Origin of the sequence: Lentilactobacillus sp. Marseille-Q4993, from assembly GCF_951230165.1 — a bacterium.
In the GTDB taxonomy this organism is placed as follows: Bacteria; Bacillota; Bacilli; order Lactobacillales; family Lactobacillaceae; genus Lentilactobacillus.
Window position 1 is genome coordinate 64,284 of record NZ_CATNVB010000008.1, and the last position, 15,293, is coordinate 79,576.

Annotated in this window: 13 protein-coding genes; 10 read left to right on the forward strand and 3 right to left on the reverse strand. The window is 39.9% G+C overall.

From position 1 onward, the window contains the following. Window positions 1-2: 2 nt before the first annotated feature. On the reverse strand, window positions 3-1,238 hold the full coding sequence (locus QOW94_RS04950; RefSeq protein WP_283679142.1) for an aminopeptidase: 1,236 nt from the start codon (window positions 1,236-1,238) through the stop codon (window positions 3-5). A gap of 123 nt (window positions 1,239-1,361) precedes the next feature. Between QOW94_RS04950 and wecB the strand changes: the two genes are divergently transcribed. Both wecB and QOW94_RS04960 read left to right on the forward strand, forming a co-directional pair. Next, window positions 1,362-2,480 (forward strand): non-hydrolyzing UDP-N-acetylglucosamine 2-epimerase, encoded by a 1,119-nt coding sequence (gene wecB / locus QOW94_RS04955; protein WP_283679126.1) that lies wholly within the window; start codon window positions 1,362-1,364, stop codon window positions 2,478-2,480. Window positions 2,481-2,486: 6 nt separating this feature from the next. Further along, the gene (locus QOW94_RS04960) at window positions 2,487-3,449 is read left to right on the forward strand and encodes a YihY/virulence factor BrkB family protein (RefSeq protein ID WP_283679127.1); all 963 of its coding nucleotides are present in this window, start codon (window positions 2,487-2,489) and stop codon (window positions 3,447-3,449) included. A 47-nt stretch (window positions 3,450-3,496) separates the two neighbouring features. Here the strand turns inward: QOW94_RS04960 and QOW94_RS04965 are convergent, their stop codons facing one another. Further along, complete coding sequence (locus tag QOW94_RS04965) at window positions 3,497-3,946, reverse strand: flavodoxin (protein ID WP_283679128.1); 450 nt, start codon at window positions 3,944-3,946, stop codon at window positions 3,497-3,499. Between the two features lie 74 nt (window positions 3,947-4,020). Between QOW94_RS04965 and recX the strand changes: the two genes are divergently transcribed. The 8 genes from recX to QOW94_RS05005 all read left to right on the forward strand — a co-directional run bounded on the left by recX (window position 4,021) and on the right by QOW94_RS05005 (window position 13,696). Further along, window positions 4,021-4,821 (forward strand): recombination regulator RecX, encoded by an 801-nt coding sequence (gene recX, locus QOW94_RS04970; RefSeq protein ID WP_283679129.1) that lies wholly within the window; start codon window positions 4,021-4,023, stop codon window positions 4,819-4,821. A gap of 92 nt (window positions 4,822-4,913) precedes the next feature. Continuing rightward, window positions 4,914-5,480, forward strand: coding sequence for a nucleoside tri-diphosphate phosphatase (ntdP, locus tag QOW94_RS04975; protein ID WP_283679130.1), 567 nt, complete (start codon window positions 4,914-4,916; stop codon window positions 5,478-5,480). 453 nt (window positions 5,481-5,933) lie between these two features. Continuing rightward, window positions 5,934-7,052 carry an AI-2E family transporter gene (locus QOW94_RS04980; RefSeq protein WP_283679131.1) on the forward strand — a complete coding sequence of 373 codons (1,119 nt, stop codon included), beginning with the start codon at window positions 5,934-5,936 and terminating at the stop codon, window positions 7,050-7,052. A 99-nt stretch (window positions 7,053-7,151) separates the two neighbouring features. Continuing rightward, a complete protein-coding gene (gene tagD / locus QOW94_RS04985) occupies window positions 7,152-7,562 on the forward strand; it encodes a glycerol-3-phosphate cytidylyltransferase (protein ID WP_283679132.1) in 411 nt (136 codons plus the stop codon). 62 nt (window positions 7,563-7,624) lie between these two features. Continuing rightward, window positions 7,625-8,464 carry a hypothetical protein gene (locus tag QOW94_RS04990; RefSeq protein ID WP_283679133.1) on the forward strand — a complete coding sequence of 280 codons (840 nt, stop codon included), beginning with the start codon at window positions 7,625-7,627 and terminating at the stop codon, window positions 8,462-8,464. A gap of 13 nt (window positions 8,465-8,477) precedes the next feature. After that, window positions 8,478-10,502 carry a CDP-glycerol glycerophosphotransferase family protein gene (locus QOW94_RS04995; RefSeq protein ID WP_283679134.1) on the forward strand — a complete coding sequence of 675 codons (2,025 nt, stop codon included), beginning with the start codon at window positions 8,478-8,480 and terminating at the stop codon, window positions 10,500-10,502. A 162-nt stretch (window positions 10,503-10,664) separates the two neighbouring features. Next, a complete protein-coding gene (locus tag QOW94_RS05000) occupies window positions 10,665-12,239 on the forward strand; it encodes a peptide chain release factor 3 (protein WP_283679135.1) in 1,575 nt (524 codons plus the stop codon). A 29-nt stretch (window positions 12,240-12,268) separates the two neighbouring features. Next, window positions 12,269-13,696 (forward strand): C69 family dipeptidase, encoded by a 1,428-nt coding sequence (locus QOW94_RS05005; protein ID WP_283679136.1) that lies wholly within the window; start codon window positions 12,269-12,271, stop codon window positions 13,694-13,696. A gap of 229 nt (window positions 13,697-13,925) precedes the next feature. Here the strand turns inward: QOW94_RS05005 and QOW94_RS05010 are convergent, their stop codons facing one another. Next, on the reverse strand, window positions 13,926-15,008 hold the full coding sequence (locus QOW94_RS05010; RefSeq protein WP_283679138.1) for a MucBP domain-containing protein: 1,083 nt from the start codon (window positions 15,006-15,008) through the stop codon (window positions 13,926-13,928). Between the last annotated feature and the right edge of the window lie 285 nt (window positions 15,009-15,293).

Below are 15,293 nucleotides of genomic sequence, written 5' to 3' on the forward strand. Positions count from 1 at the left end.
TGCTATGCCCAGATACCATTCTTCATAATCGGAATGGCCTCGCCGTCTTTAGTGATTCCGTTAATGTTCATGTCTGAGGAACCAACCATAAAGTCAACGTGGACGGTTGAATCATTTAAACCAGCCTTTTGAAGGTCGGCTCGTGACATTGATGTCCCGTTTTTGATGCTGAATGGATAGCCGGCACCAATTGCCAAGTGGTCAGAAGCATTTTCATCAAACAGGGTATTGTAGAAAATAGTCTTGGCAGTGGCAATTGGAGAATCTTCAGGAACAAGGGCAACTTCCCCCAGAGATTTTGAACCGTTATCAGTCTGAATCAAGTGGTTAAGGAGTTCTTCGCCCTCATCGGCAGTAGCATTAGTAATTTGGCCATTTTTAAACGTTAAGGTAAGGCCTTCGATAATTTGGCCATTGTAGCTTAATGGCAGTGTTGAAGAAACGGTTCCGTCAATTCGTTTAAAGTCGGGAGCCGTAAAGACTTCTTCAGTTGGAATGTTAGGAACAAAGAAATTACCGCTACCATCGTGAGACCCAGCACCTTCCCAATGATGATCCTTTGGCAGACCAACAAATAGGTCAGTTTTAGGTGAATGGTAATGAAGAGCATCGAATTGGTAGTTGTTTAACCATTCAGCTCGTTCAGTCAGAAAATTAATGTGGTTTTTCCAAGCGGCAACTGGGTCCGGTTGGTCGACCCGACAAATTGTAAAGATAGCTTGCCATAGTTTTGTTAACGCATCGTCAGTCTCTAAGTCTGGGAAAACGATTTTTGCCCATTCAGGACTAGCGGCAGCGACAACTAACCAACTGATATCGTTGTTCATGGTTGCTTTGGTGACTGGCTGTTTTACCTTTGAATATGTAGTTTGGTACATTTGGAGCCGTTTTGGATCGATTCCAGCAAATGCATCAGGTGCTTGAGAAATCAAAGAAATCCGACTGGCCCGTTTTGCCATTAGTTCTTCAGCAGCCTTTTTCTCAAACTCGTAGTGGGTTTCAAGTCGTTGGTCTGAAGTGTGCTCTAAGAAATCTCGTTGCACTGGAGCGTCACTCCATTTGACGATTACTTCATTTGCCCCTAAGGCGTATGCAGAGGAGCTGATGAGTTCAGCCAGATGAGCGGTATGGACATCCGAATATAAAATAATTGTTTGTCCTGGTTGGACATTAACGCCGACTTTGGTGATTAGTTCAGCATATTTTGTTAGTAAATGTTCAAAATTTTCGATGATGATTTCACCCCTGGCAGTTTATTATTCAATTTCAAATTATACCATAACTGAAAATTGCCAAATTTTACACTGTTATCATTGTTTTCACTTTTGCTATAATGAATCAGAAAGGAAGTCTGAAAATAAATGAGCAAGATAAAAGTAATGTCGATCTTTGGTACCCGCCCAGAGGCGATTAAAATGGCACCAATTATTTTGGCTATGCAAAACCGGCCCAATGAGTTCGAACCAATCACGGTTGTAACGGCTCAGCACCGAGAGATGCTAGATCAAGTTTTAGAGATTTTTAACATTTCACCGCAATACGATCTTAATGTGATGAAGAAAAATCAGTCACTTAGTGAGATTACAACAAAGGTTATTGTTGAACTTGATCCAATAATTGAGAAGGAATCTCCGGACATTATTCTTGTTCATGGTGATACGACTACGACTTTTGCTGCGAGTGTCAGTGCTTTTTACCATAAGACTAAAGTTGGCCACGTTGAAGCGGGATTGCGAACCTTCAATAAATTTTCTCCGTATCCAGAGGAAATGAACCGGCAGTTAACTGATGTTCTGGCTGACTTGTACTTTGCTCCAACGGAAGTTTCAAAGGGGAACTTACTATTAGAAAACCACGCTGAAGATAACATCTATGTGACTGGAAATACAGCCATTGATGCTTTAAAACAAACCGTAAGTGATGACTATCATCATGGGGTTCTTGATGAAGTTAACGCAAATTCAAGGATGATATTACTTACGATGCACCGCCGGGAAAACCAAGGGGAGCCCATGAAGAGAACCTTTACCGCTATTAATGAGTTAGTAAAGGAATATGATGACGTTGAGGTGGTTTATCCCGTTCACCTTAGCCCAGCGGTTCAGACAATTGCTCATGAAGTTTTTGATGGCAATCCTAAGGTTCATTTGATTGAACCGTTAGACGTTCTTGATTTTCACAATATGGCGGCAAAGAGTTTCTTTATCATGACTGATTCTGGTGGGGTTCAAGAAGAAGCCCCTTCACTTGGTAAACCAGTGTTAGTGTTACGGGACACAACTGAAAGGCCTGAAGGAATTGACGCTGGTACCCTTAAGTTAGTAGGTACGGACGGTGATAAAGTTAAGGGCGAAATGAAGCGCTTGTTGAATGATAAGCAGGAGTACCAGCGGATGGCGGATGCCAAAAATCCATACGGGGATGGAAAAGCGTCCGACAGAATTTTAGCAGCAATTAAAGATACAATTTCGGGGGAGTGATGATGATTGGTAGTAAGTAAATTTGAGAAACTGAAGAATTTCGTCAAGATTTTCTTATCTCGTTACAGCGGTGGGAATGTTTCAGATTCAGCCGTAGTACTTGCGTTTTATTCCCTATTATCAATTTTTCCGCTACTATTCATAGCTGGTAGTATGCTAAATTTACTAAATGTAAATGCAGCTGATTTCGAAATGTTGTTGCGGCCAATTCTCCCCGATAGAATCTATCAAACGCTTGAACCAGTGATTGATTCGACGATCCACGGTGGTGGCGGTGGCCAGCTGTCAATTGGTATTATTGTTACTATTTGGTCGGCAAGTCGGGCGATTGCTGCTTTTCAGCGAACTATCAACCAAACATATGGAGTGGCTGAGAATCAGACGGCAGTAACCAACCGAATCTTATCGTTCGTCTGGACTTTATTATTGATTGCCGTAGTTGGCATAATTATCTTATTTGCAATTTTTGGTCAGATGATTTTGGGATGGTTACAACCGATTATCCATGTTCCAAACTGGATTTTGGACTTGATTGGAACTGTAAAGTGGCCATCAACTTTGATAGTGGTTTGGATTGTATTAACGGCACTTTTTTATTTTGTCCCAACTGCTAAGGTGAAACTACGTTACGTCGTATTCGGTGCGTTGTTAGCAACGATTGGACTAATGGTACTTGGTCAGGTATTTACGATTTATTTGAAGTATTTTGCCAAAGGAGTCACTGCTTACAAAGCTATTGGAACGTTTATTGTGCTAATGTTTTGGCTTGATTTCTCAGCGTTGATCCTACTAGTTGGGGGAGTGTTCAATGCAAGCCTGCAAGAGTTCAAACAAGGACCAATCGAAGAGGACAGGGATGCTTTTGCTGAAGTGGTTAGTAGGGCAAAAAAACTTAGACGGTCTGCTAGTCGGAAAGTTAGCAAAAAGAAACGGCCACCACGAAAAAAGAAGCGAAAACGGCGGAAATAACTTAGTGAATAAAAAAACTATCAACCTGTGGTTGATAGTTTTTTATATTACTTACCGGCTTTTGCAAGCAAATCTTCAGCAAGCTTATCGAGTTTCTCGATATCGTCTTCTTCTGGTTCAAGATTAACCTTAACGGGTTCTGATCCTTGAACAGCATTGGCTTTTTTAAAAGCTTCTGCAAACTTATCTACAGCGACATTGTAGTATTCTTCGTAGAATACATCACCTGATCCCGCAACTCCAAAAACTTTACCAGTCAGGTCCAGTTCTTGAAGGTCATCATAAAAATCAAGTCCTTCTTCGGGAAGGGACCCTTCATCGTATGTGTACGGACAAACCACACAAATATCTACGGATTCAAACGCAGATGCGTCAGTTTGGGATATTTCAGTTTCTGTTACCTCGACGCCAAGGTCCTCAAGCTTTTCAGCAATGATGTCAGCGACGTCTTCATTGTTTCCTGTAATTGTTGCGTATACTACGTGGGCAGTTGTCAAAATTATCATCCTCGGTTATAAATTAAGTTAAGTATATCAGAAGAAAATTGGAAAGTGAATTGAAAGGAGAAAAGATGACAGCGACAATAACGAAAATTGAGGCTCAAAAACGAAAAGGGCGGTTCAATGTGTACCTTGATGGTCAGTATTCGTTTCCCGTAAGTGAAGAGGTTCTAATTAAGTTTAGGCTATTCAAGGGGATGGAGTTAGAAGAAAATCAGATAAATAATTTAAAACAAGCTGATCAGGTTTCGAAACTGTACTCTAAGGCAATTGATTTTCTTGCCCATAATTTGCGGACGGAAAAGGAGGTTGTCGATAAACTTTCTACTCTGACTGAAGACGAAGACATGATAAATCAAGTCATTATCAAACTAAAGGATTTGAATTTGGTCAATGATGAGAAGTACGCGGTGAGTTATGTCCGGACAGTTGTTAGGCAGGAAAAGAATGGCCCTGAGTGGATCAATCGCCACCTTAAGCAAAAGGGAATTAATGATCATTTAATCTTAGATGTGCTTGACCGGGAATATCCAGACAGCCTTGCAGTGGAGATTGCCTCTAAGGTTGCTGATAAACAGCTCAGCCGTTCGACTAGGGATTCGGTTAAGATGAAAATCAATAAAACAAACAAACTACTGATGCAGCGGGGGTTCAGTTATGCTCAAGTTCAAGAGGTGATGGCATCGGTTGATCCGGGCGAGGTTGAAAATGATGACGCTGAGTTACTGGTTAAGATGGCCGAGAAGTATTTGAAGCATTATAGCAATCCTGATCAGTATGTTATGGTTAACAAAACCAAGCAGGCTCTGTACCGTAAGGGGTTTAATTTGGATGATATCAGCCGGGTAATTGAGGAGCTGACGGCTGACTAAAAGAATTCGGAAAAAGCAATTAACTCTGATATAATACTAATTGGATTGGAAACAATCGATGTGAGTAGCTTTAGCTGAAAGTGGGTACCACAATGGCACAAAATTCAAAACAACCACGGGAAGGCGACTTCATTGCGATTCAAAGCTATAAACATGATGGAAGTTTGCATCGTATCTGGCGAGATACGATGGTATTAAAATCTAACGATAATTCACTAATTGGGTGCAACAACCGCACCCTAGTTACGGAGGATGATGGCCGCCACTGGGTAACAAGAGAACCTGCATTAGTTTATTTCCATAAAAAGTATTGGTTTAACGTCGTTGCAATGTTACGGGACGATGGCCTTGCTTATTACTGTAATCTTGCTTCTCCCTATGTAATGGATAAGGAAGCATTGAAGTATATCGATTATGATCTCGACGTTAAAGTGTTTCCGGATGGCCGGAGAAAGTTACTTGATGTCGATGAATATAATGATTTTTCAAGACGCTGGAATTACGGGCCGGAAATTGATCATATCTTAAAAACTAACGTTAAGATTATTGTTGATTGGATCAACAATAAGAAGGGGCCGTTCTCTGAAGAGTTTATTGCCATCTGGTATCAAAGATACTTGGAATTGTCTCGTCAAAAAAATGAAGGCCGCAAGGAGTAGCTGGGAGAGGGTCCCGGCTATTTTTGTAAGGTGCTAAAGCTAGCGGTAATCAGTGAGAATTAAATAAAACTCAGTAGGCGAGCAAACGAAGTGCGCGGCTATTGAGTTAATTTAATCAAGCTGATTGCTAGTTTTAGCCTGATATAACATGAAACTTGAGCAAACGTAGTGCGCAGGATAAGTTTTGAAGTTAAGTGAAAAATCTGAGTGAAGAGGCCGATTTAGGTGGACGAAACAAATCATCAACTGATTGCTAGTTTTAGCCTGATATAGCATGAAACTTGAGCAAACGTAGTGCGCAGAATAAGTTTTGAAGTTAAGTGAAAAATCTGAGTGAAGAGGCCGATTTAGGTGGCCGGACTATATTTATTTACTTATAGGACTTGGCCCCCATAGGAAACAAACAACAGCATTAATGCTAAAATAAAAATAATAATGTTAGGTGGGATGCAAATGTTAAATAGATTAAAGAATTCATCACTATTTTTTTGGTCCATTGAAATTTTAATTGTCATGACGATCATCTGGGTTTGTACCAAGGTTAGTTTTATTTTTTCACCAATTGCAATTTTTATATCAACGATTTTTGTTCCGATATTACTAGCCGGGATTTTATTCTATATGCTTAATCCAATTGTTTCTTTGCTGGGAAAAGTGAAACTTGGAAAGTACCGAATCTCGCGTGGCTGGGGTGTTGCAATTGTATTTGTTCTACTGATTGCTGTGATTGTCTTGGTTTTGACAGTTTTTGTACCGCAATTAACTTCCCAATTAGTTACGTTAGGCAATAAATTGCCAAGCGTTATGAATGATGCCCGGGATTTGTTTGACAAGGTGTTCCAAGACGCTAGCTCACAAAAGTTATTATCAAAGATTGATTTCAGTCAATTAGTTGATAAGGTTTCCAAGAACGTCAACCAATATGTAAGCAGCATTGTCTCTGGAATAACAAGCGGACTTGGTTCAATTATTTCCGCTGCAGCGAACATTGTGATCGTTGCAATTACCGTTCCGGTGGTACTGTTTTATATGCTTAAAGATGGTGAAAAATTAGCCCCAAGCATCGAAAAGATGTTACCCGAAAAGCATCGGGGCCAAATTATGGATCTACTTAGCGAAATGAGTCATACGATTTCGAAGTATATTGGCGGTCAAATGATTGAATGTTTGTTTGTCGGTACGTTTACAGCAATTGGATATGCTTTAATCCACTTGCCATACGCGTTGTTGCTGGGATTTATTGCAGGGTTGTGCAATATCATTCCATACATTGGTCCATATATCGGAATTGCTCCAGCCTTGGCAGTGTCATTGTCAACTGGAAACTGGTGGAATGTAATTTTAAACATCCTAATCGTCTTAGTTGTTCAGCAAGTTGATGGTAACCTTGTCTATCCAAACGTCATTGGAAAGGCACTTCAAATCCATCCACTTACGATTATTATTATTCTGTTGGCTGCAGGTAACATTGCTGGTCTGATGGGAATGATTTTGGCGATACCGTTCTATGCTGTCGTGAAGGTTGTCGTTACTCACCTGTACAATATTTTCAAACTTAATCAAGTGGAATAAGTTTTAAAACCGCTTAATAATTATTGACGTAAAGAATGATTATGCTAGTATTTAAGTTGTGTTTATTATTTGAAGATAATCATTTAAGTAGGAGATTTTATGAAAAAAGTAATTACGTATGGAACATTTGACTTGCTCCATAAAGGCCATATTCGCTTGCTCAAGAGAGCTAAAGCACTTGGCGATCATTTAACCGTTTGCCTTTCATCTGATGAATTTAATGCCGAAAAGGGTAAAAAAGCTTATACTTCATACGAAGATCGTAAGTATATTTTGGAATCCATCAAGTATGTTGATGAAGTTATTCCAGAAAAAAATTGGGACCAAAAAGTTCATGATGTAGTTGATCGTAATATCGATATCTTTGTTATGGGTGATGACTGGAAGGGTAAGTTTGACTTTTTAAAGGACTATTGTGAGGTAGTTTACTTACCTAGAACAGAAGGAATTTCAACCACTAAGATTAAAGAAGACCTTGGTCTTGCTGATTCTGAAGAGTGGAAAGCCTAAAGTAAATAAATTTAGTATCCCCAGTTTAATTAACTAGGGATATTTTATTATGGGAGGAAAAAATGAAAGCAGTTTTTTTGTTAACTTCATTAGATGGAATTCGCAAACCAAACTTCAGTAAGCAACTTACCCTTCTCCAAGAGGAAAGTGCTGAGATAGTGATTGTTGTCTGCCAAAATAGATTTGATGATATTTGGAAAGCAGAAAAGGAAATCAAACGGGTAACTGAAGGTAAGGTAGACTTTGAATTAACCACGCTTTACGATATTTACGCTAACGAAAAGGGCGTTAAGCTCAATAGCGATGACCTAGTTGACCTAGATTTAAGTACACTATCTACATATGAAGGCTATCAGGGCCAAAGGGATGCTAAGCGTTATGTTGATGATGCGGGTCAGATTAAAGCCGAGTCATTGTACGATGAAGATGGTGCTTTGATTCATACTGTCTACTTTGATGAAATGGCAAATATTATTCAGGTTAATGATTACACGCGAGATGGTAACTTATTTGGCATCGATAAATATGACGATGATTATTTAACTGAAAGTCTTCTTCTAAATAAGAACGGTGAGCTCATTTTCCGGTTTAGTAATCAACAATCAGAAAAGAAAGTTAATTATCGGCTAAGCTCAACTTCAGTGATTGAAACTCCTACGCAGTTACTGAACGCAACTAGCGATAACGAAAAGAGTTTAATTAAAGACTATGAAGCCAACCTTGTTAAGCGAGTGACTAAGGTAGTTTCGTATATTGATTTTAAACGATATGAAAACATTTCGGCTTTTTACAACCGGATTTTAACGGCAGTTAACACTGAGGAAAACCGGGTTTATATGGATTTGGATGACAGCATCGAAGCATCTAAGTACCTTGCCGGTAAGCAAATATTTAATTACTAAGGGGAAATAAAAAGTGAGAGCAATATTATCAGGCGTTCATCAAAAAAAACAAACGCAGATTCTTGAATTTGAGTTGCTAGATGCTTTTGGTTCATTCGACCACTCATATTTCCTCTTCGTTGAGAAAAATAGTCTTGCGTCGGTAATGCAACCAATTACTAAAGTTGTCAGCAGAAATATTGTTAGGGTTAAAATTGACGCTCAAAACTTTCATTATGAAAATAGTGATCAGACTGAGTTTGAGTGGCAAATCTTCTTCATCAACAATGATGCTGACAATAAGAGCGTTGTTCAAGTTGAAAGTGAGTACCTAAGTGATAGGCACCAATTACAACTTACTAGCTATTACCAATTCAACTCCGATCCTACCGGAATGGCTTTATTTAATATCAGAACTAACCAGTCCGATGAAGACTTTATGATCAATTCTGTCAACTTGATTGATGAAGGGTTAGAAGTGACTGGGTACAATCAAATCAATGGGAAAAAGATTGAGAATCAGCGGGTGATCATTAAGAGCCAAGCAAGTGATTCAAAACTAGAGTTTCCTATCGATAAAAAAATGTTTGCTGGGATGTTCACGGTAACGATTCCGTTGACAGATATCCCAAAAGATTCAACTAGTCAGTTATTCATTAACTATGACTTGGATGGGCAAACGATTGAGCAACGGATGATTGTTGCCAAATCTTTAGTTGGTCAGGCAACGGATGTTAATTTACCTGGGCGAAGAGAAATCATGATCGAGAAGAGTTTTGATAACGGAATCTTGATCAAAGAATTTCCGGCTGCCTCTTTGGTTGAGAAGGTTACTGCTGCTGGTGGCAAGGCTTCAGGAATGGCTGACGTTGTTAAGATGGTCTCTGATAAGTTGAATCTAGCTAGAATGAGGCTCTTATTCAAACGCGGACATTCACCGTACGAGAACACGACAATTGTGTTTGAAAGTTTTGGTGGCCGCCAAGTTAGTGATAGCCCGTATGCTATTTATACTCTGTTTAAAAAGTTGTATCCGGGAATTAAAATGATTTGGTCCATTGACCGTTCTCAAAAGGCATTTTGTAAGGAAAACGGGATTGACTACGTTGTTAGACGAACTAACAAATGGGTCAGAATTATTGAAAAATCACAGTTCTGGATTTCGAATGCCCGCTTCCCAGCCTGGGTAAAGAAACCAAACTACGTCACTTACATTCAGACTTGGCATGGGACCCCGCTGAAAAAGCTTGGCCTTGATATCGAAAATGTTTCGATGCCAGGAACTACGACCGCTAAATATCATAAAAACTTTGTTAAAGAAGCAAACCGTTGGGATGCCTTGGTTTCACCTAACGACTATTCCACCCAGATTTTCCGGTCTGCTTTTGGGTTTAATAATCAAATTTTGAAAATTGGTTATCCAAGAAACGATGAATTAATCAATACAAAGACTGACGAAATTGATGCATTGAAGCAAGAACTTGGAATTCCACTGGATAAAAAAGTGGTAATGTATGCCCCAACATACCGGGATAATCAGTTTGCTCAGAAGGGAAAGTATACCTTTGAGTTACCGTTCAACCTTGACGATTTCAAGAAGTCGTTTGGTGAGGACACGGTCCTGATTTTAAGAATGCATTACTTGATTTCAAATGCGTTGGATATTTCGAATTACTCGGACTTTGTTTATGATTTTTCAAGTCATCCAAACATCTCGGATCTCTACCTTGTATCTGACCTGTTGATTACGGATTATTCATCAGTGTTCTTCGACTACGCGTACCTCAAACGACCAATTCTGTTCTATCCTTATGATTACCATTTGTACAAGGAGGAACTTCGTGGTTTCTACCTCAACTATGAGAGAGACTTGCCAGGAAAAATTGCTCACACCCCTAAGGAGCTGTTAGGCGATATCCACCATGCCTTGCAGCATCCTGACATGGGTGCTAATAAGCAGTTTATGAACTTCTACAACCGCTTCTGTGCCATTAATGATGGGCTAAGTTCGCTGAAGGTTGTAAATTACGTAATGCACCAAATTGAAAAGGGTAATTAGACATGTAAACAAAAGACGAATTCAGTTATCAAGACGGTGACTGGAATCGTCTTTTTTGTTAAAAACAAATGATATTATTGGTGATTTTCATGGGCATCGTTTAGTTACTAACTAAAGTATGTTAATATAAATTAGTGTATTTCGGACCGAAAGGAATTTAAAATGACTGATCAACAATTAAAACAAGAGGATAATAAGCGGCGGACGTTTGCGATTATTTCTCACCCTGATGCTGGTAAGACGACGATTACTGAACAATTGCTATTGTTTGGTGGGGTCGTTCGTGAAGCTGGAACTGTCAAGGCAAGAAAGACAGGTAACTTTGCGAAGTCTGATTGGATGGAGATCGAGCAGAAACGTGGAATTTCAGTTACGAGTTCTGTGATGCAGTTTGACTATAGTGGCAAACGAATCAACATTCTTGATACCCCTGGGCATGAGGACTTTTCTGAAGATACGTACCGGACGTTAATGGCCGTTGATTCTGCCGTCATGGTTATTGATTCTGCTAAGGGAATTGAGCCTCAAACTAAAAAGCTTTTCCAAATCTGTAAGATGCGGGGAATTCCAATTTTCACTTTTATGAATAAGTTAGATCGTGATGGTCGGGAACCAATGGATTTAATCGATGAACTTGAAGAAGTTTTGGGGATTGAAGCATACCCAATGAACTGGCCAATTGGAATGGGCAAGACGTTAACTGGAATTTTCGACCGGTATAATCATCGAGTTGAGCTTTACAAACATGATGATCCGTCGGAAATGGTTGAACTAGATGACGAAAACAATCCAGTTAACAACAATGAGTTAGCTGAGGATGATCAGTTTAGTGACGCTAAGGATAGCATTGACTTGCTTGATATGGCTGGAAATCAGTTTGATGAAGATAAGATAAAGACTGGTGATCAAACGCCAGTATTCTTTGGCTCCGCCTTGGTAAACTTTGGAGTCAAGACTTTTCTCGATGCCTATCTCAACTTTGCTCCCGCTCCAAGTCCTCATAAGACTGAGGAAGGCGATATGATAGAACCAACTGATGATGAATTCTCAGGATTTGTATTTAAGATTCAAGCAAATATGAACCCAAATCACCGTGATAGAATCGCGTTCGTGAGAATTTGTTCCGGCAAGTTTGAAAAGGGAATGGATGTGAACTTATTTAGAACGCAAAAGAAGCTCCGCCTTTCTAACGTTACTGAGTTTATGGCCAATACCCGGGAAAATGTTCAGACCGCCGTTGCCGGAGACATTATCGGTCTTTACGATACTGGAAACTTCCAGATTGGTGATACGATTTATACTGGTAAGAAATCGATTCAGTACGAAAAGTTACCTCAATTTACGCCTGAACTGTTTGTGCGAGTTTCCGCTAAAAACGTGATGAAACAAAAGTCATTCCACAAGGGAATCAATCAACTAGTCCAAGAAGGAGCGGTTCAGCTCTACCAGTCATACTCAACTAATGACTATATTCTTGGGGCGGTTGGGCAACTTCAATTTGAAGTGTTCCAATTCAGAATGCAAAATGAGTACAACTCGGAAGTTGCTATGGAACCGATGGGAAAGAAGACAGCTCGCTGGATCAATCCTGATCAGCTTGATGAAAGAATGTCCTCGTCCCGAAATCTGTTAGTTAAGGATCGCAATGGTGATCCCCTGTTCTTATTTGAAAATGATTTTGCCCTTCGCTGGTTTAAAGACAAGTATCCTGATGTTGAACTAACCGCGAAGTTATAAAAATAAACTGAAAGAAGTGCCATTCCATTATGAGTTACAAGAGTTTATCTGCATGTACGAGTGTTTTAGTTGGTAAAAATGCATCAATCGATGGTTCAACGATGATTGCCAGAAATGACGATACGTTTTTACCATTAACGCCACAGAGATTTTACGTTCACGATGCTGTTTCTGGTCAAAATAAGACTTGGATTTCAAACCAAAACGGTTTTACTGCGGACATGCCAGCAGATGGTTACCGCTATTTAGCTACTCCTAACGTTGATGTTGACAAGGAAGGGGTATATGCGGAAAGTGGTTTTAACGAAAAGAACGTTGCGATGAGTGCCACTGAAAGTGTTTATGGTAACGAACGGGCACTTTCAATTGATCCTTTAGTTGAAAATGGGCTTGCTGAAGATTCACTTCAATCAATGGTGTTGCCATTCATTAACTCTGCCCGAGAAGGGGTATCGTATCTTGGCCAATTGATCAAGAAGTACGGTTCACCTGAAGGAAACGGCGTCCTGTTCTCAGATAACGACGAAGTTTGGTATATGGAAATTGTAACTGGTCATCATTGGGTCGCTCAACGAATCCCTGATGACGCTTACGCGATTGCTGCAAACCAAGTAGCTATTCAACAGGTTGACTTTAACGATCCTGATAACTTTATGTATTCAGACGGGATTCAAGAGTTTGTTGAAGAGAATCATCTGAACACTGATAAGCAAGGATTCAATTTCCGCCATATTTTTGGGACTGATAACGAAAAGGACCGCCACTATAACACTCCTCGAGTATGGTTCGGTCAAAAGTATCTCAACCCTGAGATTGAGCAGTCACCTATCTCGTCAGACTTGCCATTTATCTGCCGGACTTCAAAGAAAATTTCAGTTGAAGATATCGAATATATTTTAGGCTCTCATTACAATGAAACTGAATACGATCCATTTTCAAAGGGGAACGAGAGTACTAAAACCTTGTTCAGACCAATTTCAATGAACCGGACTCAAAACTCACACGTTCTGCAAATCAGAAACGATGTTCCAGCTGAAAAGTCCGCAATTATGTGGTTGTGTTTCGGGGTCCCAGCCTTTAGTCCTTATGTGCCATTCTTTGGTAACGTTACTGATACCGATCCTAGTTACGCCAATACTCCCCTTAGATGTGATGATGAGAGTGCTTACTGGATGTATCGGAAGCTATCTGTATTGGTTGAAGCTCACTACTCTGAATTTATTCAGGATGACGTTGACTTCTTGACGGCAAGCAAGGAAAAGTTGCGTCGTCATGTTGACCAAGCACTAAAGGAATCAAAATCATTAAGTGGCCAAGAACTAACTGATTACCTGACTGAGCAAAATCATCAAGTAGTTAAGATGATGAGAATAGATACTGAGCAGTTTATGCACGACCTATTCGAAAAGGGATTAACTCTTTCAAAACTGACATTTAACATGGATAAAAATCTATAAAACTTGATACTAAAAAGAGCCTGGGACATAACTAGGTAAATCGAAAAAAGTAGCGATAAATTTCATTTTCTTGAAATTTATCGCTACATTTTTGCTTTCATCCAAATTCTTGCTACACGCAGTAGCCATCAGGACTGAGGCCCATTATTCATGACCCTCAGTTACTGTTGGCCTTCCGGGGGTGAGACGACGAAAGCAACTTCGCGTGCTTTCTGTCCCACCGCCTTTATTAGGTTAAAACTACGTATCTTGCGGGGACCACAGAATGGTCCTCCAATTCGTACCATTTTATTTGTTGATCATCGGTTAGGGTCGACTGAATTTTGACCTCGCTACCGTTATCTAGTTTATTAAGGGATTTTCCGTAAGGCTTATCGTAAGTGCTAACGGATTTTCCTTCGAGAAAGTCAATATAGCCGGATAACATTGAAAGGGATTCATTGACCTTTGTTTGGTGCTTGATTTCACGGTCTGCGGGTGGGTCACTTAACTCTACCTTGTCACCGGAAATCCACTGAGTGCCACCAACGTTATACCAAGTTTGGTGGTCGTCTAACTCAATCTTTAGAAAAACCTTGACGATGATTGAGCGAGGAAGTTGGGTCGTTAATGGCTTTCCGTTGGGCTCATCAAACACATCGTGTGCGGCATTTAATTTTATATAGTAATCGATAGGTTGTACTGTCGACCAGTCGGCTTTACGGTAATAGAAATCAACATCGGACGTAGTCTGGGAAAAGTAACCGTATTTTTTACCGATACTGTTAATCGGCCGATAGTTGTTGATCTTAGGAGGCTCAATTTGATAAGTTTGTCCCAACTTACCAGTAACTAATTTTACAGGAATCAACATCTGTGAAGTATCGATGTCAATACTGTAAACCTTGACAGGAGCCGCCATTTTGAGATTGAAGTGAAAAACCGCCTTTTGGTCAAAATCAGCAAAACTATTGGTAAAATTGTCAATTGTGTGAAGGTAATAGTTATCAAAGTGGGGAATTTTAAACTGAAACAGTTTGCCACTCTCACCCATGAATATGTCGGGTTCAGCAAGTTGATTCCCATTTTCGTCCAGGTAGAAGAAGGAAACTGAAGTTGTTTTGTGGGACTGGTGGATGATTGTTGAATGATCTGCAGCTGGGGTAGAGCTCTCGGTAAGGACTTCTTCTTGTACCGGCTCAGGCTCATTAGGGGCGATGGTAGATTGCTTTCGCTGCCGAGGAAGGTGACGATTTCGGTTAAGGGGGTGGTTGGCTCGTGAAAACCGGGTAACCTTATTTATTTTTTTGGTAAGCCAGTTCATGAAAGCCATTCCATTTCCCTCCAATTCAGTAACTATAATTATATCATACCAAACTTGTGACATTGGAAAGGTAAAGGCTTTTTAAAGAAGAGGGTAAAATTAATTTATCGCCGCCTTCACCGGATTGACAAAACATAGCTAGGCAAAATAAAAAGCGCAATAATAATGGTTCTACAATATCTGTTGTTGGTGATAGATTTTTCTATCACTGATAGCAGATTTTTTTGTATATTCTAAAGGTACACAAAAACGGAGACCTTCCGTTTTAAACCACCCTACTAAAAGCGTTCAAAG